Genomic DNA, 24,749 nt, shown 5'->3' with positions numbered 1-24,749 from the left:
AAAACCGGCGGGCTGGTTCAGCGCCGCTGGGCGATGCGGCGCAGGTATTCGGAAAACAATACAAAGGCGGCCGTGGTGATGACAAAGATGGCGGAAAGGGCGTTGAGCATCGGGTTGAGTCCGACTTTGGCCATGCCGAACACGAGCAACGGGAGCGTGCGCGAGTCGGGGCCGACGGTGAAGAAGCTCACAATCAGTTCGTCCATCGAAAGCGTGAACGCCATCAAGCCGCCGGAGAGGATCGCCGGGCGCAGGCATGGCACGATGACGAGCCAGAACGCACGCAGCGGCGTGGCGCCGAGGTCAAGCGCGGCCTCCTCCAGCGAGGGATCGAGTCCTTGCAGGCGGGCCTGCACGGCCACGAGCACGAAGGGAAAACAAAACGTGACATGCGCGATGCTCACCGTGAGGAAGCCGAGCGGCAGGCTGAGCACGGTGAAAAAGATGAGCAGGCTGATGCCCATGACGATCTCGGGCATGATCATGGGCACGCAGATGAGCGTCTGGATGGAGCGTGCAAAGCGATAGCGGTAACGGTACAGGAGCCAGGCGCCGGTGGTGCCGAGAATGACGGCTGCGATGGTCGTGATGATTGCGACGATGATGCTGTTGGTCAGCGCCTCCATGATGGGGCGGTTGCGCACGAGTTCGCCATACCACTTGGTGGTAAAACCCTGCCAGAGAATGTTGAGCCGCGAGGTGTTGAAGGAGTAAACCATCAGCACGATGATCGGCGCGTAGAGGAATACGAAGACGAGGGCAGTCCAGGCTCCGAAGCCCCACTCCATAAGCTTGAGTCCCGACGGGATGCGCGGGCGTTTGGTGGTGACGGCGGATGCGGGATCGCCGGAAGGTGCGCTGGTGGCGCTCGAATCAGCTGACATCGAAGAGGGAGCCAAGCCGCCAACTAGAATCTCCCACTGGCGTCACGCCAAGACGAAAGCATGACGCGGACGAAACGCGGGGGCGGCTGGAATTACCGGAGGGCGGGTCTCCTGACCCGACGACGGTGCGTAGCACCGCCCTTCCATTTTTCCGGATGGGCGCGGCTGCACCGCGTCTGGCGGGTCAGGGAGACCCGCCCTCCGTCGCTGGTGGTGGCGCGGTATGTGTCTGCCCCATCGCGTCCAGCGCGGATTTCGTCCAGACCATCGTGCGTGGCATCGCTTCGTGCACATCAGGCACCTGGATATGCGATTGCAATACGGCAGCCAGCACCAGCACGCCGGCCACCATGCCAGCAAAAATCGCTGCGCCGGGCTCAATGCGCGCAGGCAATTCGACGTTCCCCGTCGGTCTCAACACCAGAAGCAACAGCACGGTGGGCAGCAGCGTGCCGGCAAACAGCAAACCATAGGCCGCGGGCAGCGCCTCGGCCGCCTCCAGGTTTGCCGCCATCCTGCCCAGTTCGCGCGTAGCGGGTTCCCAAATCGCATCCGCCATGCGCAGCGCCAGCCAGGCCGCCCCGGCCAGCCAGATGGCGGCAAACGAGCCAATCCGCCGTCCGATCACGCAGCCGCCGCAAACCAGCCCGAAGGCCAGTGCCAGCGCCACCCAGTCGTTCATGAATTTCATGTGGTTTGTCTCCGGTGTAGTTGTAATTTCATTACTATTTTCCGGCGTTTCATCCTTCGTGCATGCCGAGAGCGCGGATGGCGTCGTCGATCCAGACGCGGCCCTCGGTGATTTTCCGGCAGGCGTCGTCGCGCATGAAAACGAAGCCCGCCGCGGCCAGATCGGCGCGCAATTTTTGTTCGGGCTCGCCTGATGTAATCCATTGTCGCACCCGGCTGTCCACGCGCAGGACTTCAAAAATCCCCGTGCGCCCTACAAACCCTTGGTGGCATTGCGGGCAGCCCTGCGCCGAGGGCATGGCGAGGGCATCCGGCAACGGATACGCGGTGTGGACACCCGCTCCGTCAGCGCCGCCATTCGCCGCGCCGTCTCCGGCGGCGTTGTCCTTGCGGGGCATGCGCAGGACGAGCGAGCCGGGCGGCCCGGACGGGACGGAGGGGCGGGAGGCTCCGGCGTCAGGCGGGAGCACGGCGAGCGGATTGGTGCGGAAAAACTCCGTCGCATCGGCATCAGGAGGCGCAAAGGTGCGGCAGTGCGGGCAGAGTTCGCGCACCAGACGTTGCGAGACGATGAGGCGGAGCGCGGCGGCCATCACCTGACGGTCGATGTCGAGATTGCGCAGGGCGGTGAGCGCGCTGATCGTGTCGCGCGCGTGCATGGTGCTCACCACGAGGTGGCCGCTCATGGCGGCACGAACGCCAATTTTGAACGACTCGGGATCGCGCATTTCGCCGACAAAAATGATGTTGGGGTCCTGCCGCAGCACGGTGCGCAGGCCCGATTCAAAGGTGACGCCCATCTTCGGGTTGATGCCGATCTGCGTGGCGTGCGGCAGGGCGTATTCGACGGGGTCTTCGATGGTCACGGTGTTGACCGAGGGGCCGGAGACTTCCTGCAACAGCGCGTAGGAGGTGGACGTTTTGCCCGATCCGGTGGGACCGGCCACGAGCACGAGTCCTTCGGGCTGGCGCAGGTGGCGGCGGATGGCTTCGCAGGCGGCGGCGGAGATGCCGATCTTGTCGAGACGCAACAGGGAGGCCGGGCGGTTGAGGAGGCGGAGGGCAATCTTTTCGCCGGTGAGCGCGGGCGAGGTCGAGATGCGCACGTCGAGCACGTGGCCTGAGTCGGGATGCGTCCAGCGAAAGCGGCCATCCTGCATGTGGGCGCGGTCGGAGGTGTTGAGTTCGGCGAGGACTTTGTAAACCGCCGCGATGCCTTCGCCGCCCGCCTGCGTGAGGCGTTTATGCTCGCGCAGTAATCCGAAGAGGCGGAAGCGCACCACATAGCCGCCTTCCTGGGGTTCGATGTGGATGTCGCTCGCGCCGCGTTCGAGCGCCGCGGACAGGATGCCGTAGGCGGTGTTGCCATAGCCTCCCGCCGCCCCCTTGCGACTCATGCCGGATAGCCACACCGCGATGTGTGATCCGAGATGCACCAACCAGCCAACGGGACCAGCCACGAGGCTAAGCAGATTGACCCACGGCACGAGATCCGCCCGCAGGCGGCTGATGCGTGCGCTGAGGACTGCGCCGCCCATCCATGCACAGAGGATCGCATAATATCCCGCCAGCGAAGTGGAGCGTTGGGTGACCAGTTCCTGCCAGTTCATGGTGTGAAGGTTGAGGGTGAGTTGACGCGGGAGACGTTTGTGGTTGGGCCGATTCGTTACTGGCTGCTCGCCGGAATGATGTCAAACGGCCCATAAGTTCCATCGAGCAGTCGTTCGCCAGCGGGAAAAACAAGACCCATCAGGGATGTGCCGCAGTGCGCGTGGAGGGGGGGGGAGGAGAGATGGAAAGGAGTATTTGAGTGCGGAAGCGGGGTAATTTTTGCACGGTTTTTGAAGAAAGTAAAAAACCGCTTGCTTCCCGGCGAGGCATCGGCCTTTCTGACCACCCTTTTGATAGTTCGGGCTGTAGCGTAGCCTGGTAGCGCGCTTGCATGGGGTGCAAGAGGTCGTGAGTTCGAATCTCACCAGCCCGACCATTTCTTCCTGAGAGGTAACTCTGCGGAAAAACATTTCAGAAATTACGCAACTCGCTAAAAAATAGCCAGTAACGGAATTATAAAAATTTAGATGTTTTTGGCGAGAGTTCGGAAGGCAGTAGGAAAACTACTCCCGGAAGCCTGAATTTGGGGCTTGGGAGGCCCTGCCATTTAAAATGTCGGATTGATTTTTTGGGAAGAATCTCCACGCTGTTTTTCGTCAAACAAAGCACCGGGGCCGAGGCCAATAGGATCGCCCTCCCACCATCCAACCGGAGGTTTTCCATGTCAGCGATCCATGACCGTATCCTTGCGTCTGCGCTCGGCGCAGCCCCTGTTCCCGTGGCGATCTACGCGCGCGTTTCTACCTTCAATCAAATTGGCGGCCGCTTCGATTCCTGCGAAAGTCAGGTGGCGATCTGCCGCGACTATCTCCAGAAGCACGTCGGAGAGGGCTGGTTCGAGGCGGCCTGTTTCACCGATCCGGCCTACTCGGGCGGCACGCTGAACCGCCCAGGCATTCAGGCGCTGATGCGCCGGATCATGCTGGAGGAGATCAAGGTCGTCCTCATTTTCAAACTTGAGCGCCTGCTGCGCAGCACGGACGAATGGGTGCCGTTGCGCTCTTTTCTGGAAAAGCACAATTGTCAGCTGGTCAGCGCGACGGAAGACCTTTCGGAGGAAACGCCCTCGGGACGTTTGAAGAACAACCTGCTGGTCAGCGTGGGCGAGTATGAGCGGCTCAACACCAGCGCCAAGGTCCGCGCCAAACTCATGGAACAGGCCAAGCGCGGCTTCTGGTCCTGCGGCCTCGTTCCCTTCGGCTACGACTACGACACCGATTCGCAGATGCTTTTCCCCCACCCGGAGGAGGCGCCGATTGTCCGCCGGATTTTCACCGAGGCGGCCCGGCTTGTCTCGCTGACGGACATTGCCAATGCGCTTTCCGCCGAAGGCATTCGCACGCGCCGCCGGCTCTACAAGCAACGCGACGGCAACCGGCGGGAGGTCGGAGGCGTGCGCTTCAACAGCTTTGTCCTGCGGCGCATGATTGGCAATTCGATCTACGCCGGGCAGGTGCGGATGCGCGGGGAGCGTTTTCCGGGCCGGCACGAGGCGCTGGTGTCCGCCGAACTATGGGAGGAAGCCAACGCAGCGGCCAACAAGCCGGTTGTTGCCCGCCGTCGGCAACTGCGATCCTCGGACAAGCATTTTCATCTGCTCAAGGGGGTGGTCCATTGCGGCTGCTGCCAGCGCGCGATGATTCCCGACGCCAGCGGCAAGCGTGGCCCGGATGGCAAGCCCTACCGCTATTACACCTGCTGCCACCTGCATAAAGAGCGCACCGACTCGGTCTGCCCAGTGCGGCGTGTCTCCGCCGCCGGCTTGGAAGCCGCCTACATCGGTTTCCTCGGCGAATGCTGCCGGCATCCTACCATCCTCGCCTCCGCGATGGAGTTTTCCCGGAAACACAGCGGGACGCAGCAGGCATCCGTGCGCGCGGCCCTGGCCGAAACCGACCGGGCGCTGGCCGAACTCGACCGGCACCTGCGCAATTTTGCCGAAGTCGTCACGGCGGGCGGCCTTGACGTGCTCACCGAGGAACTGCGCGACCGGGCAGTTGCCCTGCGCGAGGAAAAACAACAAAAACTCGTCGAACGGGAGCGCCTGCGGCAGGATCTTGCCGCCTGCGAAGAGAAAGCCCCGGACACCGAGGCCATTCGCCATGCTTTGGAGCGGTTCAACCACGTATTTCCGACCCTGGAGCAGGAACAGCAACGCGACTTCGTCACCCTGATTACGGATCGGATTGAAATCCGTCCGGCGGCCCGATCGTCGCTGCGCACGGAAGGCACCGGCCACAAGTTGCCCGGCCGGGCCTTTTCGCTGCGGGTCAAACTCCACGTTCCTAACCTCGTTGAAGGCATGGGAGATGGTATGATGGTCGAAGCGCCGTGTCGCGGCCAGTCGAACAAGTTTCTGACGCTGGAGACGTCGATTGTGGTCAACAACATGAACGCTGCCACGCCGGTGGTTCTTCTGACCCCTGATCTGCGGCTCCTGCGCATCGCCCGGAAATCGGCCGCTCCGACGGCCAAGCCGGTGCCTGCCCACCTTCATCCGATGCATCGTGCGCTGGCGTGGTCGCGGCAACTGACAAGTGAGCCCGATGTGAACCGCGCGCAACTGGCCCGGCAGGCGGGAGTCACGTCCGCCACGCTGACGTATTACCTGAAACTGCTGCGACTGGCTGCGCCGATCCAGACGTTCCTGCTCAATCTGAAAACTCGGTCGGACCTGTACATCTTCAGCCTGAACCGGATGAAGGCCTTGGCCGAACTGCCAGTGGAAAAACAGATGACGGAGTTTACACGTCTGCAAAGGCGTGCCGGCCAGCCTTCGTTGTTATCTGCCTGCGCCGCCGCGGATGAACAGGCAGCTTAGGCGAAGGTCGGCATGCGAGCGAGCTAGTCAATTTGAACGCGATTGGAACGTTTAAATCACGTTCAAATCAAGATGTTCTACTTCAATAAGTTCCATCTTGCGCTCTTAGCGTAGCCCACGCTATTAACCATTTGCAGCGTCCTAGCAGCCTGTCGGACTTAGGTCGCAACTTGGTCTAATAATTGCTAGGCGATTTGATATGGCAAAGTTCATCAATATAGACCGGGACACGGAGATGCTGTTGCCGCCGAACCTGAGGGAGTGGGTGCCGGCGGATCACCTTGTGCATTTTGTGATGGATGCGATGGAGCTGATCGACGTGAGCGAGGCGAGTGTGAACGAGCGAGGCACGGGCAGCGCGCAGTATCCGCCGCGACTGCTGCTGGGGTTGTTGGTTTACAGCTATGCGACAGGGATGTTTTCGAGTCGGCAGATCGAGCGGGCGACTTACGAGAACGTGGCGGTGAGGCTGCTGTGCGCGGACACGCATCCCGATCACGACACGCTGTGTGTGTTCCGGCGCAAAAACGGCGCGCTGTTGCACCGAGCATTCGCGCAGGTGCTGGAGTTGGCGGCCGGGTGCGGGATACTGAAGGTGGGAGGGATAACGGTGGCCATCGACGGAACGAAGGTATTGGCCAACGCGAGCAAGCACACCGCGCTCAGCCACGGGCATGTGGAGAAGACCCTCAGGGTGATCGACGGGGAGATTGCGCAATTGCTGGCCAAAGCCGAACAGGCCGACGCGACGCCCCTGCAAGACGGGTTGACCATCGAGGGCGAGGTGGCCCGCCGGCAGGAGCGCAAGGCGAAGCTCTTGCAGGCCAAGGCCGAGATGGAGGCGCGCGCCTACGCGCGCTTCCAGGCCGGGCAAGCCGACTACGAGGCCAAACAGGCCCGGCGAGCCGCGCAGGCGGCCAAGGGCAAACCGCCGAAAGGACGGCCACCGAAGCAGCCCGATCCGGCGCCGCGCGCCGAGGACCAGGTCAACCTGACCGATGCGGACAGCCGGATCATGCCGACGCAGGGCGGCTTCCAGCAGGCCTTCAACGCGCAGGCCGGGGCGGACGTCGCCTCGCGGCTGATCGTGGGCAAGCGGGTCAGCCAGGCCACCAACGACAAATTGGAACTGGTGGCGGACCTGGCCGAGGTGCGCAGGCATGTGGATCCCGGTGTGGTGCTGGTGGACAGCGGCTTTGCCGGCGAAGCGGCCGTGACCGCGGTCGAGGTGGATGAACAAGGCCGCCGCACCGCGCTGACCGTGCACTGTGCGATGCAACGCGAACCCCATGGACGCACGGTCGCGCAACTGGAGAAACGCGACGACCCGCCCGAACCCGGGCCGCAGGCCGGTTTTGCCGAACGCATGCGCCACCGCACGGCCACCGCCGCCGGGCGTGCACTCTACAAACTCAGGCAGCAAACCATCGAACCGATCTTCGGCATCATCAAACAAGCGATGGGCTTGCGGCGCTTCAGTCTGCGCGGCCAGGCAAAAGTCTCCCTCGAATGGGACTTGGTCTGCCTGGCCTACAACCTCAAACGCCTCCACCGCCTCCGCGCAAACCTGCGTCCCGTGTAAATCCGCCCGGCGGTGTGCCCCTCCTTCATCCATCACCAGTCCGCCACCTTCGCTCACCTTCCTTCCTTCTCCAACAATCTGCCTGCTCATCCCTCACTTCTCCTCATCCCTTCCTCCTTCTCCTTCTCAAGTCCGACAGGCTGCTAGCCGACAAATCGTGATTAATCCTCTGTGGGGGGATATACTGTGACGGATAAAAAGTGACCATCACGCACCCTGCTGTTTGAGTAATTGTCGGTCTGGGCAAGCCCGCACGTTGGGTCAGTTCAGCCATCTTTTGGGTACCACGTCCCCACTGTTCAATGATCCCCCTCCGATAGAGGACATCGGCGATAAGCGGATTCCACGGCTGGGATTCGTGTAATTCAAACAAGGCTTCTGGAGTGAGGCCAAAATGGAGTTCGCCCGAGGATGTGATTTCCAGTCGGTTATCGTAGATTCCCACCGAAACGGAGCCACCGCCGACAGAATAGTCCCGATGGCAAAAAGCATTCGCCAAAGCCTCGCGGAGGGCCTCGGGCGGGTAAAGCGGCTCATCAACTCGCTCAATCGAACCGGGAACTACACGTCCGGCAATCGGCAGCCTATCAATCAGGAATTGTTCGGCGGCGCTCAGTAGCTCGAAGATATTTCCGCGGTATTGCTTGTTATCGAGGAATTCGCTTTTAGTGGTCCCCTTGAATTTTGCCACGCGCAGAAGGCATTGGGACATCTCTGCCGCCAATTTGAGCTGTTTGCCAAAAAGAACGACGGCAGCCCGCTGGATCACCCCGCCGCGCACCAACCCAAGGCCACGAAGAATTTCAGCGGGGTCACGAGTGCCTGGGTCCCCCTGCCGCCCTCTCCGAATTGCTTCCTCAAGAGTCCGGATGACCTCGCTGGCATCCAAGTCCTCCACGGTCCATCCCTCGGCAGGCATATTCTCCCAACGCTGCTGGCTGTGAAGACGCTCCAAGAGTATCCGGTTATATTCCTCGCGGGAAAGGGTGAGGGTGGTGTTTCCTACACGCTTATAGGCTACCCCCCGATAGGAGTAGGGCTGGGACGGTCCGCTGGCGACCTCGACAACGATGAGTTGCTTTCCTCTACCCAAGTCAATGCGATGAATAGCCGGAAAGACTGGAGGTTCGATCTGTTGAATTTCTCCGCTAATATCCTGAATGGTCTGATCGGAAACGATCCGCCCCGTAACCTGCCCCGAGGGTTCTACACCAAAAATGACGCGTCCCCCCGGTGGTTGAGCATAGCGCAGATCGTTTGGACCGCCTCTCGTCGTTCTCCCGTAGTGCGCTTGAACTCAAGCGAGCTCCGATTCACCGGACGCAATCCATTGCTTAACTAGTTCAACGGTAATCATTCAGGATAAACAGAAGAGTCATTGAAATATCTTACAAGTTCACCTATGGGACAAGCAGAAAGGATTTTTACGCCTCTCATTACCACGTTGCACTCTCCGACTTCGTCAGTCGCCAGTGAGTGCACCAAGGACTTGATATGTTTTGAAGAACGCAGCCGCGCAACGCGCGGCAGCCCCGCCCGGCAGCGGCCAGCGCCGGAATCCGGCGCGAAGCGGGGCCGCGTCGTCCGGCCAGCGGCTCCCGCCCAGCCGGACGCCCCCCTTCCCCAGCCTTCAGGAAAGTAACGCACCCGCTCCTTCTCTGACTGATGTCAATTCGCTCCAACGCTTCGGTTCTTTCAATTTTGCTGAGGCTGACATTTCCGCAGCCACAAAGCGCGTAAACTCTCCGATGTCGTGCTGGCACGGAAGCCTTCTCCAAGGCAGCCATGTAAGAGTGGTGCTGCTCCACACGAATCACCGTCCAAGGGTATTGCACTGCGCCGCATTCCGACTCCGCGCGTTCGTGCCGCTGTGGAACGAACCTTGCACTCATGCCCTCAAATCAGCCTGTGAATCCCGGAAAACTCTCCAGCACATCCGCCATTTCATCCGCTACGAGGACCGCGTAATGGTGCCGGAAAACGGGAATGCTTCCCGGTCCGTCGATTTCGCCGTTGCTTTCCCTCAACCCGTGAGTCTGCGGCGGAGATATGTCGGTGATCCTATCACTGACTGGCAACCGTTCGTTGACCGCCTGGCGATCGCCCGTTTGCGGGTAGATTGCCGGTGAACAGTCACCGGTTCGCTGATAGCCGGTTAAGTTTTTATTTTAGTCTTGCCGTAATATCGTATGTAAATACTATCCGAAGACATGAAACCAAACCTCACGGACGGAATTCCCCCGGTCAGAACCACGTTTTCCCTTTACACGGAAGACCTCGATGCGCTCCGCGAACTGCGGCGCAAACTGCGCGGGCTCGGACTGCGCATCGACACCGCCAAGACGGTGCGCGGCATCATCCACATCACCTCGGAGTCGGAGTTGCTGGCGCGCTCCATCATCCAGTTCAAGGCCGACGAAGGCAAAGGCGGGCCGCGCGAAAGCGAGATGGTCGATGCCCGGTTCAGCGTGATCATCCCCGGCGACGACAGCCGCAAACTCGATGACGTCGTGGATGAACTCGACATGAAGCGGATCAAAATGAGCCGCAGCTACATCCTGCGCGCACTCATCCGCTCGCTCCCGCCAGTGGAGACCCTGTTCAAGCCCTTGGCGAAATTCACGAAGGAAAAGAACGACGCCGTCCGCGAACAGTCGATCAAGGCTAGGGCAGCCGCGAGGGCGGCGAAGACGAAGAAGAAACGCTAGTCCCGGACCGTTCGGGCGGGATGGAAGGCGTTTGTCCAGTCGAAGCTCCTGGCCTCCATTTTTGATATTCCGGCCGGGAGATTCATGAATTACCGATAATCGTTCCTTTGCTTCGAACCTCTAACCCTCGTTGGGATGTTTGCAGCGGAGAGCGTGTCGAAGATACCGGCGCGTCCAGCCGTGTCCGGATCGCCGGCAATGAGCCGGCGGCGGACAGGAGAGTCCGTCCTCCTTTGCCGCTGAAAACAGCGAAGGAACTATTATAGGTTAATCACGGATTCACACGGGCCGGCGGGTTGTCCGGCTTGCGCAGCACGACGGTTTTGATTTTTCCTCCGTCCTCCTTGATGGAGAAGTCGATCCCGCCGGTGGCCCGGAGCATGCCGAGGATTTCCGGCAGGCTTTCCGACTGAAAGCGTCCCGTGACCGTTTCGTCGCGTAGCGCCTCGTCGCGCAGTTCGATCGTGACACCATAACGGCGCTCCAAGGTTTTCATCGCCTCCGGCAGCCGTTCCTCCTCCCACACAATGTGGTTGCTCATCCAGCCTACGGCGGCCTGCGCCGCGCCGGCGAGCAGCTTGCTTTCGCCCGTGTCGGCCGCCATTGAATACTGCATTCCGGGGGAGAGGGTGACGGGAGCGTGCGCCGTTCCGGGGCCGAGCGGGACGACCTCGACTTTGCCGGTGACAAGAGTCACTTGGGCCACGGTGCCGTCCTCGAACGCTTTCACGTTGAACTGCGTGCCGAGCACCTTGATGCGCAGGGTGCTCGTCTCGACGATGAAGGGGCGGCCGGTGTCGTGGGCCACGTCGAAGAACGCCTCACCGGTCAGGCGTACGACGCGCGTATTCGTATCGAAAGCCGAGGGATAGCTCAGGTCGCTGGCGGCGTTGAGTGTGATTCTGGTACCGTCCTCCAAGGCGATTTCCTTCCGTTCGCCGTCGCCGTTGCTCTGTCTGACCCAAGTGCGGTTCGGTTGGGAATCGGACGGATGGCCACTACGGTGGAACAGCGGATACACAATGAGGATGGCCACGGCGGCCATCGATGCGGCGAAGGCCAGGGCGAACCAGCGCCGCGAATGACTCCAGCGGCCCGGAGGTTCGTTTCTCGTCTCGGGAGCATCCTCCCCGGCCCCCATCGCCGCGTCGGGATCGAACTCGGCGGCGATCACCCTTTTCAATTTCTCCACTTCTCCCTCCACGTCGGAGCCTTCCAGCCAGTTGGCCGAACTGCAATTCCAGCCATCGGACATTTCGTCGAACATGGCGCGCCAGACCGGCTGCTTGAGCAGTTCCACCAGACGTTCGCGTTCCGCCGCCGAGGCTTCGTCGAGGAGGTAGCGGGTTGTCAGGCTCAAAAAGGCCCTTTTTTCTTCGTTGGTGGGAAGGTAACTCACTCTATATATTAAGTCCGGTCTGGTGGGAAAAATCGACTAGTCCATGCCACAGAAACGTGACAAGCGGTTTCATTCCTCGGGGAGCACTTCGCCGCGCAGCCGTCTGCGAATGCCGGGCAGCGCCGCCTCGATCGCCTCGATGGCCTTGGCCATGTGATTGCGCACGGTGAAGACGGAAATGCCCAGGATGCGGCCGATTTCCTTGTATTGCATGTTTTCAAGTCGATTCATTTTGAAGATGAGCTGCCGCTGTCTGGGCATCGCGGTGATCAGGCGGTCAACCTCGGCCTGCAATTCCTCGTAGAGCTGGGACGCGTGCGCCTCATTCGGGATCAGCAAGACATCCGGAGCCACTTCTTCGAGCGGGAGCAGCGCATTGCGGCGGATCACGCCCGGCAGGAAGTTCGCCGCCTGCTTGGCCGCCGCGCTGAAAAGGTAGTGGCGGACGCTGGTTTTGATGAGGATCGACTCCCTTCGCCGCCACAGGCTGAGGAAGACATTGGTGGCCGCCTCGTCCGCCAGATCTGCCTGTCCGAGCACGGCGCGCACATATTTCCACAGGTGCGTGTGGTATTTCCGCATAAGCAGGATGAGCGCATGTTCGTCACCCTCGCGAATTCGCGCCATCCACTCGTCGTCGTTACCGGATGCGGAGTTCATGCAGACGGTGTCGTGACCCAGGCGAGAGCCGGCATGTTTAGCTTTCCCTCCCATACCAGTCCGGGCGTAATCCTGTCGTCCGGTCGTTTTTGTCGCGCGATAACCTTCAGGTTTTGTCGGGTGAACACGACGCCGGTGATGTTCGAAACCGAATAAAAAAGCCGGGCCAGGGTGATGGTCCGGTCCGATTCGAACGAAATCCGGTCATTGAGCGGAATCTGTTTCGCCATGTAGACGAACTCGAAATTCGTCTGCTTCTGGACGAGAGCCAGGACCTCGGCGAGCCGTGCGGTCCGCGAGGAGATGGCCGAGATGTCCACCGTCGTCACCGTGAGCGTGCGGTCCGCGAAGTAGTCGAAGGTTTCGGCCCGCAGTGCGCCGCCGGACAGTATCAGGCACAGCAGACATCCCAATATGCGCCCGCTTCGCCGGGGGAGCCCCTGGCGTCCGGCCTCCCGTTTCGGAGGAAGGAATGTTTCAGCGCATACCATACATAAATAAAGTCCGGTTTTCCGGCATGAATGCACCATTCCCGGCCGAAAATTTTTCTAAAAAAGATCCCTTGCGCCGGAGCCGACGGACAGTGCCGCCTGCCCAAATAAAGGCCTATGCAGTCAAGCCGTCGCGCGCGACCGCTGCCAACGCCAAACTCGCGGTCACCCCGGTTCGTCACCGAATCTTAACAAACGTCGCTCGTCCGTTATGCGGTCACGTCATTAAACTGGACTGGCACTTTCTCACTGCGGCAAGCGACCGGAAGGACGCAGCACAGGCGCGATGAATGTTCGCAATGCGGCCACCACTTCGCTGAATTGACCCGGAACGCCGCTGAGGCCGTTGCGCCGAATAAACGCCGTCCATTGGGCTTGTTTGGCCGGATCATTCGCAAGCGATTCGGTGAGGGGTTCGGGAAATTGTGGCAGCGAGGTTTTCCGGCGGGCGAACGTTGCCTTGATCGCCTGCCGGAGGATCGCGACATCGAGGTTGAAGCGCCGGGCCAGAAACCACACGTCGTGGAAGTCCTTCATGCGCGTGTTCGCCGGGCCAAGCGTCGTCATCGCCTCGAATTTTTCGGCCACGACGGTGTAAACCGGATATGTGCGGATTTTCGGCGCCGGGAAATCCAGCAGCGTTGGAAACGCCGCCGTCTCCGGCGCGGGCGTGACCACGTCCCCGGCGCCGACATCAATCTGGACCGGGACTTCCGCCGTTCCAAGCTTGCCCATCAGCCGGATGCGAACGCCGCCATAGGCGTTGTCTTCCCTGATTTCCTCGGCCCGCACCGACGCGGGATCGAAGACGAGGCCGTCGTCCACCACCGGCGTGCTCACCACCGCCTGAAAGATTTTTTGCAGATCCTCCTTTTCCGAGGGACCAAACCCGAGGAGATCAAGGTCACGCGTGGGGCGATGGGTTTTTTCGTCCCAAACAACAAACAGCATCGCCCCCTTGAGTAGGAAGCGGTCGGCGTGGGCGGATTGGCTCAGGCGAAAGAGCAGGCGTTCGATGCCATAGCGCATGAGCAGAAGGTTGAAATCCTCACCGCGTCGGCTGGCCGCGTTTTGCAGGCGGGCTTTCACCGACGCCGCAATGTTTTTCGGCGCGCTCATGTCAGCATCTCCAGATAAGGTTGCAGAACCCTGCCCACGCGGCAAACGGCGGCGGCGGCGGATAGTTCCCACAGGGTGAACTTCTTTCCGTGCCATCCTTCACGCAGCGCCTCGACCGCTACATCGAGACCATACTTGTGCCGGTATTTGAAGCAGTCGGCCACGGTCTTGGCTGGCGAGTAAATCCGCACGATGCCTCCCGGGATAGCATGTTCCTGGACTCCGAAGGCATAGGCCGTATCCGAAAACTTGCAGAAGCGGAGCGGCAGATCGTCAACGCGCGGGAAATTGCTGCCTCGCGGGAGAGCCAGCCACACCTGATGCGGCGACTGCGTTCCGATCCGATGGAATTGCAGGGACGAAACAAGGCAAACCACTCCACGCGGCACCCGCTTGGCCGCCTCGACCAATGTCAGGTTTTGGTCTCCGTCGAAATCCGCCGAGGCGTAAAGTCCGCGTCCGAGCTGACGCACCTGTTCTTGTCCGACGAGGCGGCGCAGGTATTCTCGCGGATAACCGGCGGCGACCATATCGCGGGCACGGAAAATCCCGAGTCTGCGGGCGCGGTCACCTGCCTTCTTGAGTCGCGTGCCTGAGTTACGTTTCATTTTCACTTTTTTATTTATGGTATGAAAACGTAACAAGGACTCAAGCTGAATTCGGAGACCCATATTCGGATGTTCCGGTTCACAAACCCGGCCCACGCCTTGGGGTTGCGTTCGTTGGTGATTTTTTCGATGTCGCTCATGCTCGTGTCCGATCTGGGCAACACGCCTTAAAGCTGGTCACAATACGGAGAACCGGGCGTCCGGGCTTGGATGATAGCACCCGATTTTCGGAACGCTTTCACCTCGGAATGATAGAGAACGGGAGGTTCCGAATCCGGGCACGATGTTTTCCCGGCATGCCCGAGTCCGTCGAACGCGAGGAGGACCACCGTTCGCGGATGATCATATCCGAATAATTAATACACGCATCGTCAGAATGGAAAAACGGCGCCCCTCCCATCACTGAAGAAATGGTAACACATTTGTAACATTCGGGACAGGTGCATCCGTGGAGAAAACCCCGACTTTATATATGAAGGCTCAATTTCTCCGATTTTTTCTCCGATCCAGTGCGCTTGCCATTTTTTCTCTCACTTTCCGCTGTCCGCCTCGGTTTCGTGGCTCTCGCTTCGCTCTCCGCGGCCGGGGTCGCCGCGGAAGCTTGGCGGGTGGATACGAAGAGACGGCGCACCGGCGGGATTTGCCTGCCACCGGAGGAAACCGCCGAACGGGCAGTGTATCCATATCCCGGTGAAGTGCGCATATCCGACGACATCGGACGGGGGCGAACCGTGCTTGGAAGACTCTACCTCGCCGCCGGCTGTCAGACCGCCTTGATGCTGTTTCTACCGGCATCCAGCCCGGTGCGAGCCTGGCACCTCAGGAAACCACTTTGCCGGGGGACGGGACTCCTTCGCTTCTCCGGCATTTAAACAAGAAAATATACCACATCCGTTATGAAGACAAAGAACAAGATCCTCCTCGCGGTGGCCATTTTCGCCGCCGCCGGCCTCTCGGCCCAAGCTCAATTCGTCTGGCAAAACGACATCCCCGGCGAGCCCGCCGTGACTCCCCCCCCCGGCTCACCCAATCCCAGCATGCACAATCCCCTCACCGACGACCAGCAGGTCGTCACCGGTCTGACCGTTTCCGGTCTGGGCCGCGGCGCGGGCATCAGCAACTACCTTAACCCCTCTCAGGGCCCTGATAGTGAGAATTACAAGAGCCCGGGCGTCTACGGTGCCTTTGGCTGGCGCACTACTGGAGGAAACACGCTTGACCGTGCCATCGCCGAGGACAATTATTTCACTTGGTCGCTGGCCCCCGAGGCAGGCTACACGCTCTCGCTGACCAGCTTCGAGATTTCGTTGGGCTACTTGACGCCTCAGGCTGGAGGTGTGCATGCGGAGCTTCAGTTCGTCTTGCGCTCCAGCCTCGACGGCTTCACATCGAACATCGCAAATGTTCAGGGCACCTACGCCAGCGACCCCTCCGTCCTCACCCCAGGCGCGTATCCTGTTCAAACGGTTAGCTTCGGCTCCGAGTTCCAAAACATCGAAGGGGGCGGCGAGCTCATCGAGTTTCGCCTCTATGGTTACAATGGTAACGCAATCGCCTCTGCGGAGAGAGTGATGATCAACAGCTTCTCGTTCAACGGTTCCGTGGCGGCCGTGCCGGAGCCTTCCACCTACGTGCTGATTGCCGGGGCGTTCGGCCTTGCCTTCGCCGTGGTCCGCCGCCGCGTCTCCGCCAGACGCGGCTGAGGCCGGGAAGTCCGCCCTCCCGTTCTCCCGAACACTTGTGCGAGGCTCAACAAAGCGCGGCCTGCCTTGAAAAGCGGGCCGCGCTTTTGGGCCTTAGAGCATTTTCAAAAAATCTGTAGCCATCACCTAACAGGTAGGGAGGCCTCGGAGTGTATGGAGTCAACACATGGGTAACAGGTGTACCGGGACATGGGTAACAGTTTTAAACAAAACGCTCTAACAAGCCGGGGAAGTCGATCGGGAAGGCGGCAACATCAATGTGCAAACCAGTTTCCAGCATTTTTTATTTTGTGTGAATCTAGTTCCTTTTCCTCTCGCTCCTCTCGTCTTCTGTCTCGCGTTTTTTGCTCCGCTCCCCGCGTTCGGGGCGGCGGCTGATGCGCAACGGGTGGATATTTTTGAGTATCAGATAGACGGCATTTACCTGTTGCCGGAGGAGGTGGTGGAGAAGGCGGTGTATCCGTATCTGGGCGAGGCGCGCACCGCAGAGGACGTGGAGCATGCGCGTGCCGCCTTGGAAAAAGCCTACCATGAGGCCGGCTATCAGACGGCCTCGGTGCAGATACCGCAGCAGGAAGTCACTGGCGGGCTGGTGCGCCTGCAAGTGGTGGAGGGCACGGTGGGGCGCCTGCGCGTGCACGGCTCGCGCTACTTCGACATTGAGCGCATCAAGGCCGACGCGCCGTCCTTGGTAGAAGGCACGACCCCCGACTTCAATGCGGTCACCGCTGACATTATGGCGCTCAACCAGCATCCCGACCGCCGGGTCACGCCTGCGCTGCGCGCGGGTGTGGAGCCGGGCACGATCGACATCGACCTCAACGTCGAGGACACCTCGCCCCTCCACGGCAATCTCGAACTGAACAACCGTCACAGCGCCAATACGACCGAACTTCGCCTGAACGGCTCGGTCAGCTACGCCAATCTCTGGCAGCGCGAGCACACCCTTGGCCTGAGTTTCCAGATCGCGCCGGAACGGCTCGACGACGCGAAGGTGTTTTCGGCCTACTACCTCGTCCCGGTCCCGAACTCTCCGGTCAAGCTGATGGTGCAGGGGATGAAGCACGACAGCGATATCTCCACGCTTGGCACCTTCGATGTTGCCGGTCGCGGCGAAAACCTCGGTATCCAGGCCATCGTCTCCCTGCCTGGCACGACCACCTGGTCGCACGGCCTCACCGGCGGCATCGACTACAAGCACTTCGACGAACTGCTCACCCTCGGAGGCACGACTGACGGCACGCAGACGCCGATCACCTATTACCCCCTGTCGGTCACGTATTCCGGCACGCACCTCGGAAAAAAGAGCCTCACGCAGCTCAACGCCGGGCTCAATTTCCACATCCGCGGCATGGGCAGTGACTCGGAAGAATTTGCCAACAAACGCTACGGAGCCGACGGCAGCTATTTTTATTTTCGGGGCGACATCGCCCGCACGCAGACCCTGCCCGACGACTGGCAGCTCTTCGGCAAACTCCAGGGCCAGCTTTCCTCCCGCCCGCTGATTTCTTCCGAACAGTTCGGCGCGGGCGGACTCGGCACCGTACGCGGCTATCTCGAAAGCGAGGCGATGGGCGACAGCGGCTTTGCCGCCACGCTCGAACTGCGCACGCCGCCCCTCACCCTCGGCGGATTTTTCGACGAAGTGCGCGCTCGCGTGTTCACCGACTGGGCGGGACTGATCCTCAACGACGCGCTGCCCGACCAAGACTCGCGTTTCCTCCTGGGCAGCGTCGGAGCCGGCCTGACGCTGCACTACCGCAAGCACTTCCACGGCTCCGTTGATGTCGGCCTGCCGCTGCGCAGCGAAGGCAACACCGAGCACTACGACCCGCGCGTCACCTTCCGCGTCTGGGCCGACTTTTAAAAATTTCCCGTCTTCGACCACAACCATGATCATGAAACGAGCTCTCCTCAAATCCGCGCTGTTCGGCCTGCTGGCCGCGATCAGCCTCTCCACTCCCGCCCATGCGTGGTGGAACAAAGAATGGACCCAGCGCACGCCGCTGACGGTGGACACCTCCACGGCGGTCTCCGAGCCGGTCGGTTCCACGCCGGTTCTCGTGCGTCTGCACGTGAACAATTTCGACTTCGCCTCGGCCCGTGAGGACGGCGGCGACCTGCGCTTCGTCGCGGCCGACGACCAGACGGAGCTTCCGTATCAGGTCGAGAAATACGACTCGCTGATCGGCGAGGCGTTCGTGTGGGTCCGCGTGCCTGCGGTCGCCCCCGGCGCGCAAACAAAACTCTGGCTCTACCACGGCAACCCCATCGCCGCCCCCTCCAGCGTGACCGGCGCGTGGGATGCCGACACGATCCTCGTCTATCACTTCGGCGAGGGCAGCCAGCCAGCCCGCGACCACAGCCCGGCGGGCAACCACGCGGAGACCGGGGGCCTCGCCGTTGAAGGTTCCCTCAGCGGCACCGGTCTGTTCCTGAACGGCTCCACCCCGGTGCGCATTCCCGGCACACCGTCCTTCGCCTGGCCCGTTAGCGGGCCGCTCACCTGGTCGGCTTGGATCAAGGCCGCCGCCCCGCAGGAAAACGCCGTTCTCTTCTCCCGCCGCGACGGATCGCAGGCCGCCTTCGTCGTCGGCGTGGACCAGGGTGCGCCGTATGTCGCCATCACCGATGCCACTGGCACGACCCGCAGTCCGTCCGGCGACAAGCTCGTTCCCGACCGCTGGCACCACCTCGCCGTGACCGCCGAGGGTTCCCGTGTCACGCTTTATCTCGACGATGCTTCGCTCGCCACGCTCAACGCCTCGCTGCCCGCGCTCAACGGCCCGGCGATCCTCGGTGGCGACACCCAGTCCGGAGCCATCGGCTTCATCGGCGAAGTGGACGAACTCACCATTGCCCGCACCGCCCGGTCGGCCGGTTTCCTCAAGCTCGCGGCCCTCAGCCAGGGCGGCGAGGCCGCGCTCGTCACGCTCGGTCAGGCCGAGGTCTCCGGCTCCGGCCACGGCAGCCGCCTCGGCGAGGCGATGGAGCACGTCTCCCTCTTCGGGGACATCGCCAACAACATGATGTTCGACGGCTGGATCGCGGTGTTCGTGTGCATCATCATGATCATCGTCGGCTGGTCAGTCGCGATCGCGAAGTTTTCCTACCTGAACAAAATCCAGAAAGGCTCGGAATCGTTCATCAAACAGTGGAAGGAAGTCTCCTCCGACTTGACCGCGCTCGACCACAACAACGCCGAGAGTGTCCAGTCGCTGGGCGGCACGGCCAGCGCGGCCACGCAGAAACTCATCCGGCAGAGTCCGCACTATCACGTTTACCAGATCGGCTCGGAGGAGATCCGCCACCGGCTAACCCGCAAAGGCGGCTTCGCCGGCCTTTCCGCCCGGTCGATTCAGGCGATCAAGGCCAGCCTCGATTCGGGGCTCACCCATGAGACGGACCGGCTCAACCGCGGTCTGGTCTATCTGACGATCAGCATCGCCGGCGGGCCCTATGTCGGCCTGCTCGGCACGGTGGTCGGCGTGATGATCACCTTTGCGGTCATCGCCAAGACCGGCGAAGTCGAGGTCAACTCCATCGCTCCCGGCATCGCCTCGGCGCTGCTCGCCACGGTGGCCGGCCTGCTGGTGGCGATCCCCGCGCTGTTCATCTACAGCTACCTGAACACGCGCATCAAGAGCCTGACCTCCAGCATGCGGACGTTCATCGACGAGTTCATCGCCAAGATGGCCGAGTTTTATCCATCCAAGGGCGACGTGCTGCGCGCCGCCGCCACCACCGAAGAAAAGGAGTAATCCCATGGACGCCGGTTCCGACAACAAGGACTACGACGACATCAACATCACGCCGATGGTGGACCTCTATCTCGTGCTGCTGCTGATTTTTATCATCATGACCACGGCCGGCGTCCAGGGGATGAGGGTCGAGCTGCCCAAAAGCAGTCCCAAGCCGGCGCTGGCCGAATCCAAGAGCCGGGCCATCACCGTGAACAACCAGGGTAAGGTATTTCTGGATACGGTGCCCGTCACCCTCGACCAGCTCCAGCAGCGGCTCCAGGAGCACAAGGCCCGGCACGGGGACTTCCCCGTCGTGGTGCGCGGCGACCGCGCGACCCAATACCAGGGCGTCATGGACGTCCTCGACGTTGTCGGCCTGGTGGGACTCAGCCAGGTCGGCCTCGCCACCCAGTCATCCAAATAAACGCCGATGGACCCGATCGAAGACGAGGACGAGAAGCACTTCATCATCCGGCACCGGATCAAGCTGATCGTGGCCGCGGTGGTGCTGGCCGGCGTGGGCGCATTTTTTATGGCGGACCGCGAGCCGCGGCCCATGCGCAAGGTGCCTCCGGTCGAGCGCGTGGTGGCGATCACCGCGCCGCGTCCGCTGCCGCCTCCGCCACCCCGTCCGCCCGAGCCGCAGCCTCGTCCCGAACAGGCGCCCCGCGCCGATGAGATGATCGTGCAGGAGCCGGTGACCGCGCAGGATCAGCCCCCGCCGGATGCCCCCGCATCCGAGCCGGACAATGCTCTTCCCGGACCCGTCGGCGAGGCGATGGGCACCAATATCCAGGGCGACGGCTCGCCCAACGCCTTCGGCCTCTCCGGCCGGGGCGGCGGCGGCATCATCGGGGGGGGGGGGGGCGGCGGTCGCGGCGGCGGCAGCCGCTGGGGCTGGTATGCCAGCCACGTGCAAAGCCGCATCGAACGCGCCCTCCAGGACAACGACAAGACCCGCACCGTCGGCCTCGATATCAACGTCCGCCTCTGGACCGACACCGCCGGCCGCATCACCCATGTCCAACTCGTCGGCACTACCGGCGACGCCGAACTGGACCGCGTGCTCCGGCGCGACGTCCTCGCCGGCCTTGTCATGCGCGAGCCGCCCCCCGTCGACATGCCGCAACCCATCTTGATCCGCATCCTCGGGCTGCGCCCGAACTAAGCCTTTTCCCTCCTTTTTGAAAATCCACCTACCGACAATCCGATGAACACCGATTCCATCCGGCTGGCCACCACCCGCTTCCGACCTGTTTCCAAACTGCTGACTCTTGTTTTAGCTTTTAGCTTTTCAGTTGTCAGCTTTTCCGCGTCGGTGGAGCCCGCGCCCAGCGCGATGAGCCAGCTCGTGCAAATGCTGGTCGAGCAAAAGACGCTTACGCCCGAGCAGGGCGAGCTTCTTCTCCAGGCCGCCGCCGCCGAGCGGGCCGCGCAGGCCGCTCCGGCTCCCGCCGCCACCACGGCGGAGGCCGAAAAAGTCCCCGGCCGCATGAACGTGCGCTACGTGCCCGAGAGCGTGAAGGCCCAACTGCGCGAGGAGATCAAGCAGGACGTGATGGCCCAGGCCCGCGAAGAAAACTGGGCCGCGCCCCGCTCGCTCCCGGAGTGGACCACCCGCTTCCGGCCCTTCGGCGACGTGCGCCTCCGCTTCGAGACCGTCGGCTTTCCCGGCGACAACGACCCGACCGCCCAGGTCGATTTCAACGCCATCAACCACGGCTCCCCCTTCGACGCCAACCTCGGCAACGGGTATCCGCCGCTGTATAACACCGACGCCGACCGCAACCGCCTTCGCTTGCGTGCCCGCCTCGGTGCCGAGATCGACCTCGGGGAAAATTTCTACGTCGGCACGCGCATTGCCACCGGCTCGGACAACTCCCCGGTCTCCACCAACCAGAGCCTCGGCTCCGACGGTCTCGGCGCCAAATACGCCATCTGGCTCGACCGCACCTTTCTCCGCTACGAAACGCCTGGACTCGAAGGCCGCGAACTCACCTTCACCGCCGGCCGCTTCGACAATCCCTTCTTCTCGACCGACCTGATCTGGGACGACGACCTCGGCTTCGACGGTCTGGCGGCAACCTACCGGCATACCGCGGGGCGTATCCGACCCTTCCTTACGGCCGGTGCGTTTCCCGTCTATAACACCAGTTTCAACCTCTCCAGCAACCAGCCGAACAAGTTCAAGAGCGACGACAAGTGGCTCCTCGGCGCGCAGTTCGGCGCCGACATCGACCTCGGCAAAAAACTCAGCCTCAAGCTCGGCGCGGCCTACTACGACTTCGTGGACATCGAGGGTCGGTTCTCCAGCCCGATCACCGATTCCACGCTTCCCGGCGACACCGATTCGTCCCGGCCCGCCTTCGCGCAAAAGGGCAACACCTACATGAAGCTGCGCAACAACCAGTATCTGCCCACCGATCCGGCCTTCGACACCAGGGACTATCAGTATTACGGCCTGGCCACTCTCTTCCGCGAACTGGCCCTCACGGCCAAGCTCGACATCAAGCATTTCCACCCCTTCCACGTCTCGCTCGACGCCGAGTTCGTCAAAAACCTCGCCTACGACGAAGGCCGCATCAACCGCTACGGCGCGCAGAACAACCTGAAACCGCTTCCCTCCAACGACGTGGACGGCGGCGACATCGGCTGGCTCCTGCGCCTCAACCTCGGCGACCCCGTCCTAGAGAAACGCTGGGACTGGCAGGTCAACGTCGGCTACAAATATCTGGAAACCGACGCTGTCGTGGACGGCTTCACCGATTCCGACTTCGGCCTCGGGGGCACTAACCTCGAAGGCTACTTCATCGGCGGCAGTCTCGCCCTCTCCAAGCATGTGTGGACCCGCCTGCGCTGGATGAGCGCCGACAACGTCAGCGGGTCTCCCTACTCGGTCGATGTCTTCCAGTTCGACCTCAACGCCAGATTCTAAATGGAAACGCTGAAAAGCTGAAATTAGCCACCGCCGGTTCCCGGATTTTTAAAATGTCATGAAACTATCACTACTGAAAAGCATCCTCGTCCTCGCGGTCGCCGGCTCCGCCGCCTTCGCGCAGCAGGAGACCACTCCCTCCGAGGCGCGCCTCCGCGAGGCGCTCCGCGCCACCACGCTCCAGTTGCGCACCTCGGAGAACGAGCGCATCAGCCTGCAAACCGCCCATGACGGCCTGCTCAAGGACAAGGCCGGTCTGCAGACCCAGGTGAAGTCCCTCGCGCAGAAGGCGGCCGAGGAGCAGGACGCCTCGCGCAAGAATATCGCCGCCCTCGAAAAACGCCTCGCCGCGCTGGAGGCCGAAAAAAAGACGCTCACCGAAACCGTCGCCAAGTGGGAAAGCGCCAACCGCGAGGCCACCGAGCTGGCCCGGACGACCGAGGCCGAGCGCGCCCGCCTGGCCCTCCGGCTGACGGATACGGAACGGCTTCTGGCCGACCGCGAGGCCAAGAATGTCGCCCTCTTCAAGGCCGGATCGGAAATCCTCAACCGCCTCGAATCCTTCGGTCTGGGCGACGCGATCAAGGCCCGCGAGCCCTTCGTCGGGAAGAAGCGCGTCGAGCTGCAACTCCTCGTCCAGGGCTACGGCGACCAGCTCCTCGACGGCCGCGTCAAGCCCGGGTCCGCCGCCAGCCGTAGTGCGGAGCTTCAGCCCGCACCGTAAACGCTGCGATTACCTCAAGTCATCCGGTCCGGGCTGAAGCTCCGGACTACGACAAACTCATCCGCCCACTCATGAAATCCACCACACTCCTTCTCTCATCTTTGCTCCATCGTCCGCCCAAGGGGCGCCCGCCTCGGTCGGCCCTTCGGGCCATTGCCTCCGGCAATGCCATCTTCGCGCTTTGCGCTGCGTCAGCTTTCAGCTTTTCCGCGTCGGCCGCTGCCGACGCCGGCATCCTCGCCCGCGTCAGCGACACCGAGGTCAAGATCGACGACATCCGTTCGTCATTGGAAAACCTCAGCCCGCAGGATCAGGCCGCCTTGGCCGCCAATCCTGCGCTGCTCAACCAGACCGTGCGCTCGCTGCTGGCCCGCCGCGTCGTCCTCAACGAGGCCCTCGCACAAAAATGGGACCAGCATCCCGCCTTTACAGCCCAATTCGAAAAGCTCCGCGAAAACGCCCTGATCGAGAGCTACCTGCAATCGGTCTCGCAGCCCCCGGCGGATTTTCCCTCCGAGGCCGACCTCCAGGCCGTTTACGAGGCCAACCGGGCCGCGCTCACCGCCCCACGCCAAGTGCGCCTCGCGCAGATCTATATCGCCGCGCCGCGTTCGGCCGACTCCGCCACTCAGGACGAGGCCCGCGCCCGCCTCGACGACGTGAAAAAGAAGCTCGCGCAGAAGGGCGCTGACTTCGCCGCGCTCGCCCGCGTGGAAAGCGACGAGAAGCGCAGCGCCGCCAACGGTGGCGAACTCGGCTGGCTGACAGACGGGCAGTTTCGTCCTGAGATCCTCGATACACTAAAAAACCTTGCCGCCGGTCAGGTCGGCGAGCCGCTGCGCCTCGATGACGGCTGGCACATTTTGAAGGCCCTTGAAGTTCGCGAGGCCCGTCCGCTGACGCTCGACGAAGTGCGCTCGCAACTCGCCCAGCGCCTCCGCGCCGAGCGCGCCCAGGCCAACCGCCAGACCCATCTCGCCCGCCTCCTGGAGAAAAATCCAGTGACCATCAACGAACTCGCCCTCTCGCAAGTGCTCGCGCCGGCCTCCGCCGCCGCTTCCGCCAAATAAC

The 24,749-nt window shown here is 62.0% G+C and carries 21 protein-coding genes, 1 tRNA gene and 1 pseudogene; 13 read left to right on the top strand and 10 right to left on the bottom strand.

From position 1 onward, the window contains the following. Positions 1 to 17: 17 nt before the first annotated feature. The 3 genes from OBACDRAFT_RS11855 to OBACDRAFT_RS11845 form a co-directional block, all read right to left on the bottom strand. Entirely contained in the window at positions 18 to 884 is an 867-nt protein-coding gene (locus OBACDRAFT_RS11855; protein ID WP_081721996.1) for an ABC transporter permease, read from the bottom strand. 184 nt (positions 885 to 1,068) lie between these two features. Next, positions 1,069 to 1,575, bottom strand: a complete 507-nt coding sequence (locus OBACDRAFT_RS11850) for a hypothetical protein (protein WP_043585860.1) — start codon at positions 1,573 to 1,575, stop codon at positions 1,069 to 1,071. Between the two features lie 49 nt (positions 1,576 to 1,624). Continuing rightward, positions 1,625 to 3,184, bottom strand: a complete 1,560-nt coding sequence (locus OBACDRAFT_RS11845; RefSeq protein ID WP_043585858.1) for a GspE/PulE family protein — start codon at positions 3,182 to 3,184, stop codon at positions 1,625 to 1,627. 300 nt (positions 3,185 to 3,484) lie between these two features. Here OBACDRAFT_RS11845 and OBACDRAFT_RS11840 point away from each other — a divergent pair. From OBACDRAFT_RS11840 to OBACDRAFT_RS11830, 3 genes are all read left to right on the top strand, one after another. Beyond that, positions 3,485 to 3,561, top strand: a tRNA-Pro gene (locus OBACDRAFT_RS11840). 285 nt (positions 3,562 to 3,846) lie between these two features. Next, positions 3,847 to 6,006, top strand: a complete 2,160-nt coding sequence (locus tag OBACDRAFT_RS11835; RefSeq protein WP_043585857.1) for a recombinase family protein — start codon at positions 3,847 to 3,849, stop codon at positions 6,004 to 6,006. Between the two features lie 199 nt (positions 6,007 to 6,205). Beyond that, a complete protein-coding gene (locus tag OBACDRAFT_RS11830; protein ID WP_043585855.1) occupies positions 6,206 to 7,588 on the top strand; it encodes a transposase in 1,383 nt (460 codons plus the stop codon). Positions 7,589 to 7,691: 103 nt separating this feature from the next. Here OBACDRAFT_RS11830 and OBACDRAFT_RS11825 read toward each other — a convergent pair whose 3' ends face one another. Together OBACDRAFT_RS11825 and OBACDRAFT_RS31255 are read right to left on the bottom strand one after the other, a co-directional pair. Continuing rightward, positions 7,692 to 8,543: an ATP-binding protein gene (locus OBACDRAFT_RS11825; protein WP_198529892.1), complete on the bottom strand. Its 852-nt coding sequence runs from the start codon at positions 8,541 to 8,543 to the stop codon at positions 7,692 to 7,694. Between the two features lie 45 nt (positions 8,544 to 8,588). After that, a pseudogene (locus OBACDRAFT_RS31255) lies at positions 8,589 to 8,807 on the bottom strand (AlbA family DNA-binding domain-containing protein); the annotation flags it as partial. Between the two features lie 991 nt (positions 8,808 to 9,798). Between OBACDRAFT_RS31255 and OBACDRAFT_RS11820 the strand changes: the two are divergent. Continuing rightward, positions 9,799 to 10,296 (top strand): hypothetical protein, encoded by a 498-nt coding sequence (locus tag OBACDRAFT_RS11820; protein WP_043585853.1) that lies wholly within the window; start codon positions 9,799 to 9,801, stop codon positions 10,294 to 10,296. 271 nt (positions 10,297 to 10,567) lie between these two features. Here OBACDRAFT_RS11820 and OBACDRAFT_RS11815 read toward each other — a convergent pair whose 3' ends face one another. The 5 genes from OBACDRAFT_RS11815 to OBACDRAFT_RS11795 form a co-directional block, all read right to left on the bottom strand. Then, entirely contained in the window at positions 10,568 to 11,695 is a 1,128-nt protein-coding gene (locus tag OBACDRAFT_RS11815; protein ID WP_043585851.1) for a FecR family protein, read from the bottom strand. A 69-nt stretch (positions 11,696 to 11,764) separates the two neighbouring features. Continuing rightward, entirely contained in the window at positions 11,765 to 12,355 is a 591-nt protein-coding gene (locus OBACDRAFT_RS11810; protein ID WP_043585849.1) for an RNA polymerase sigma factor, read from the bottom strand. Continuing rightward, complete coding sequence (locus OBACDRAFT_RS25310; RefSeq protein WP_157837043.1) at positions 12,352 to 12,768, bottom strand: hypothetical protein; 417 nt, start codon at positions 12,766 to 12,768, stop codon at positions 12,352 to 12,354. The genes OBACDRAFT_RS11810 and OBACDRAFT_RS25310 overlap by 4 nt, the downstream gene beginning before the upstream one ends. Before the next feature lie 324 nt (positions 12,769 to 13,092). Beyond that, complete coding sequence (locus tag OBACDRAFT_RS11800; RefSeq protein WP_043585847.1) at positions 13,093 to 13,965, bottom strand: nucleotidyl transferase AbiEii/AbiGii toxin family protein; 873 nt, start codon at positions 13,963 to 13,965, stop codon at positions 13,093 to 13,095. Next, positions 13,962 to 14,573, bottom strand: a complete 612-nt coding sequence (locus tag OBACDRAFT_RS11795) for a type IV toxin-antitoxin system AbiEi family antitoxin domain-containing protein (protein ID WP_043585845.1) — start codon at positions 14,571 to 14,573, stop codon at positions 13,962 to 13,964. Before OBACDRAFT_RS11795 ends, OBACDRAFT_RS11800 begins: the two co-directional genes overlap by 4 nt. Before the next feature lie 515 nt (positions 14,574 to 15,088). Here OBACDRAFT_RS11795 and OBACDRAFT_RS28215 point away from each other — a divergent pair. The 9 genes from OBACDRAFT_RS28215 (at position 15,089) to OBACDRAFT_RS11755 (ending at position 24,748) form a co-directional block, all read left to right on the top strand. Further along, positions 15,089 to 15,445, top strand: a complete 357-nt coding sequence (locus OBACDRAFT_RS28215) for a hypothetical protein (protein ID WP_157837042.1) — start codon at positions 15,089 to 15,091, stop codon at positions 15,443 to 15,445. Between the two features lie 24 nt (positions 15,446 to 15,469). Beyond that, on the top strand, positions 15,470 to 16,276 hold the full coding sequence (locus tag OBACDRAFT_RS11790) for a PEP-CTERM sorting domain-containing protein (RefSeq protein WP_043585843.1): 807 nt from the start codon (positions 15,470 to 15,472) through the stop codon (positions 16,274 to 16,276). 292 nt (positions 16,277 to 16,568) lie between these two features. Further along, entirely contained in the window at positions 16,569 to 18,143 is a 1,575-nt protein-coding gene (locus OBACDRAFT_RS11785; protein WP_198529891.1) for a ShlB/FhaC/HecB family hemolysin secretion/activation protein, read from the top strand. A gap of 31 nt (positions 18,144 to 18,174) precedes the next feature. Then, on the top strand, positions 18,175 to 20,037 hold the full coding sequence (locus tag OBACDRAFT_RS11780; protein ID WP_052361819.1) for a DUF2341 domain-containing protein: 1,863 nt from the start codon (positions 18,175 to 18,177) through the stop codon (positions 20,035 to 20,037). A 4-nt stretch (positions 20,038 to 20,041) separates the two neighbouring features. Further along, positions 20,042 to 20,443, top strand: a complete 402-nt coding sequence (locus OBACDRAFT_RS11775; RefSeq protein WP_043585842.1) for an ExbD/TolR family protein — start codon at positions 20,042 to 20,044, stop codon at positions 20,441 to 20,443. A gap of 108 nt (positions 20,444 to 20,551) precedes the next feature. Then, positions 20,552 to 21,187: a TonB C-terminal domain-containing protein gene (locus OBACDRAFT_RS27300; protein ID WP_232767040.1), complete on the top strand. Its 636-nt coding sequence runs from the start codon at positions 20,552 to 20,554 to the stop codon at positions 21,185 to 21,187. A 42-nt stretch (positions 21,188 to 21,229) separates the two neighbouring features. Next, entirely contained in the window at positions 21,230 to 22,954 is a 1,725-nt protein-coding gene (locus OBACDRAFT_RS11765) for a putative porin (RefSeq protein ID WP_052361795.1), read from the top strand. Positions 22,955 to 23,012: 58 nt separating this feature from the next. Further along, positions 23,013 to 23,678: a hypothetical protein gene (locus OBACDRAFT_RS11760; protein ID WP_043585838.1), complete on the top strand. Its 666-nt coding sequence runs from the start codon at positions 23,013 to 23,015 to the stop codon at positions 23,676 to 23,678. A 71-nt stretch (positions 23,679 to 23,749) separates the two neighbouring features. After that, positions 23,750 to 24,748: a peptidylprolyl isomerase gene (locus OBACDRAFT_RS11755; protein WP_043585837.1), complete on the top strand. Its 999-nt coding sequence runs from the start codon at positions 23,750 to 23,752 to the stop codon at positions 24,746 to 24,748. Position 24,749 lies beyond the last annotated feature (1 nt).

Origin of the sequence: Geminisphaera colitermitum TAV2 (assembly GCF_000171235.2) — a bacterium.
Classification (GTDB): domain Bacteria; phylum Verrucomicrobiota; class Verrucomicrobiia; order Opitutales; family Opitutaceae; genus Geminisphaera; species Geminisphaera colitermitum.
The sequence above is the reverse complement of the archived record's forward strand: the minus strand, read 5'-3'. Positions and strand labels throughout refer to the sequence as shown.

Excerpts from the sequence above, each read along its gene's own strand:
- OBACDRAFT_RS11800 (WP_043585847.1), bottom strand. The coding sequence starts at position 13,965 with ATGAGCGCGCCGAAAAACATTGCGGCGTCGGTGAAAGCCCGCCTGCAA.
- OBACDRAFT_RS11765 (WP_052361795.1), top strand. The coding sequence starts at position 21,230 with ATGAACACCGATTCCATCCGGCTGGCCACCACCCGCTTCCGACCTGTT.
- OBACDRAFT_RS27300 (WP_232767040.1), top strand. The coding sequence starts at position 20,552 with ATGGCGGACCGCGAGCCGCGGCCCATGCGCAAGGTGCCTCCGGTCGAG.
- OBACDRAFT_RS11835 (WP_043585857.1), top strand. The coding sequence starts at position 3,847 with ATGTCAGCGATCCATGACCGTATCCTTGCGTCTGCGCTCGGCGCAGCC.
- OBACDRAFT_RS11790 (WP_043585843.1), top strand. The coding sequence starts at position 15,470 with ATGAAGACAAAGAACAAGATCCTCCTCGCGGTGGCCATTTTCGCCGCC.
- OBACDRAFT_RS11760 (WP_043585838.1), top strand. The coding sequence starts at position 23,013 with ATGAAACTATCACTACTGAAAAGCATCCTCGTCCTCGCGGTCGCCGGC.
- OBACDRAFT_RS11810 (WP_043585849.1), bottom strand. The coding sequence starts at position 12,355 with ATGAACTCCGCATCCGGTAACGACGACGAGTGGATGGCGCGAATTCGC.
- OBACDRAFT_RS11820 (WP_043585853.1), top strand. The coding sequence starts at position 9,799 with ATGAAACCAAACCTCACGGACGGAATTCCCCCGGTCAGAACCACGTTT.
- OBACDRAFT_RS11855 (WP_081721996.1), bottom strand. The coding sequence starts at position 884 with ATGTCAGCTGATTCGAGCGCCACCAGCGCACCTTCCGGCGATCCCGCA.
- OBACDRAFT_RS11780 (WP_052361819.1), top strand. The coding sequence starts at position 18,175 with ATGAAACGAGCTCTCCTCAAATCCGCGCTGTTCGGCCTGCTGGCCGCG.
- OBACDRAFT_RS11775 (WP_043585842.1), top strand. The coding sequence starts at position 20,042 with ATGGACGCCGGTTCCGACAACAAGGACTACGACGACATCAACATCACG.
- OBACDRAFT_RS11850 (WP_043585860.1), bottom strand. The coding sequence starts at position 1,575 with ATGAAATTCATGAACGACTGGGTGGCGCTGGCACTGGCCTTCGGGCTG.
- OBACDRAFT_RS11795 (WP_043585845.1), bottom strand. The coding sequence starts at position 14,573 with ATGAAACGTAACTCAGGCACGCGACTCAAGAAGGCAGGTGACCGCGCC.
- OBACDRAFT_RS11845 (WP_043585858.1), bottom strand. The coding sequence starts at position 3,184 with ATGAACTGGCAGGAACTGGTCACCCAACGCTCCACTTCGCTGGCGGGA.
- OBACDRAFT_RS11755 (WP_043585837.1), top strand. The coding sequence starts at position 23,750 with ATGAAATCCACCACACTCCTTCTCTCATCTTTGCTCCATCGTCCGCCC.
- OBACDRAFT_RS11830 (WP_043585855.1), top strand. The coding sequence starts at position 6,206 with ATGGCAAAGTTCATCAATATAGACCGGGACACGGAGATGCTGTTGCCG.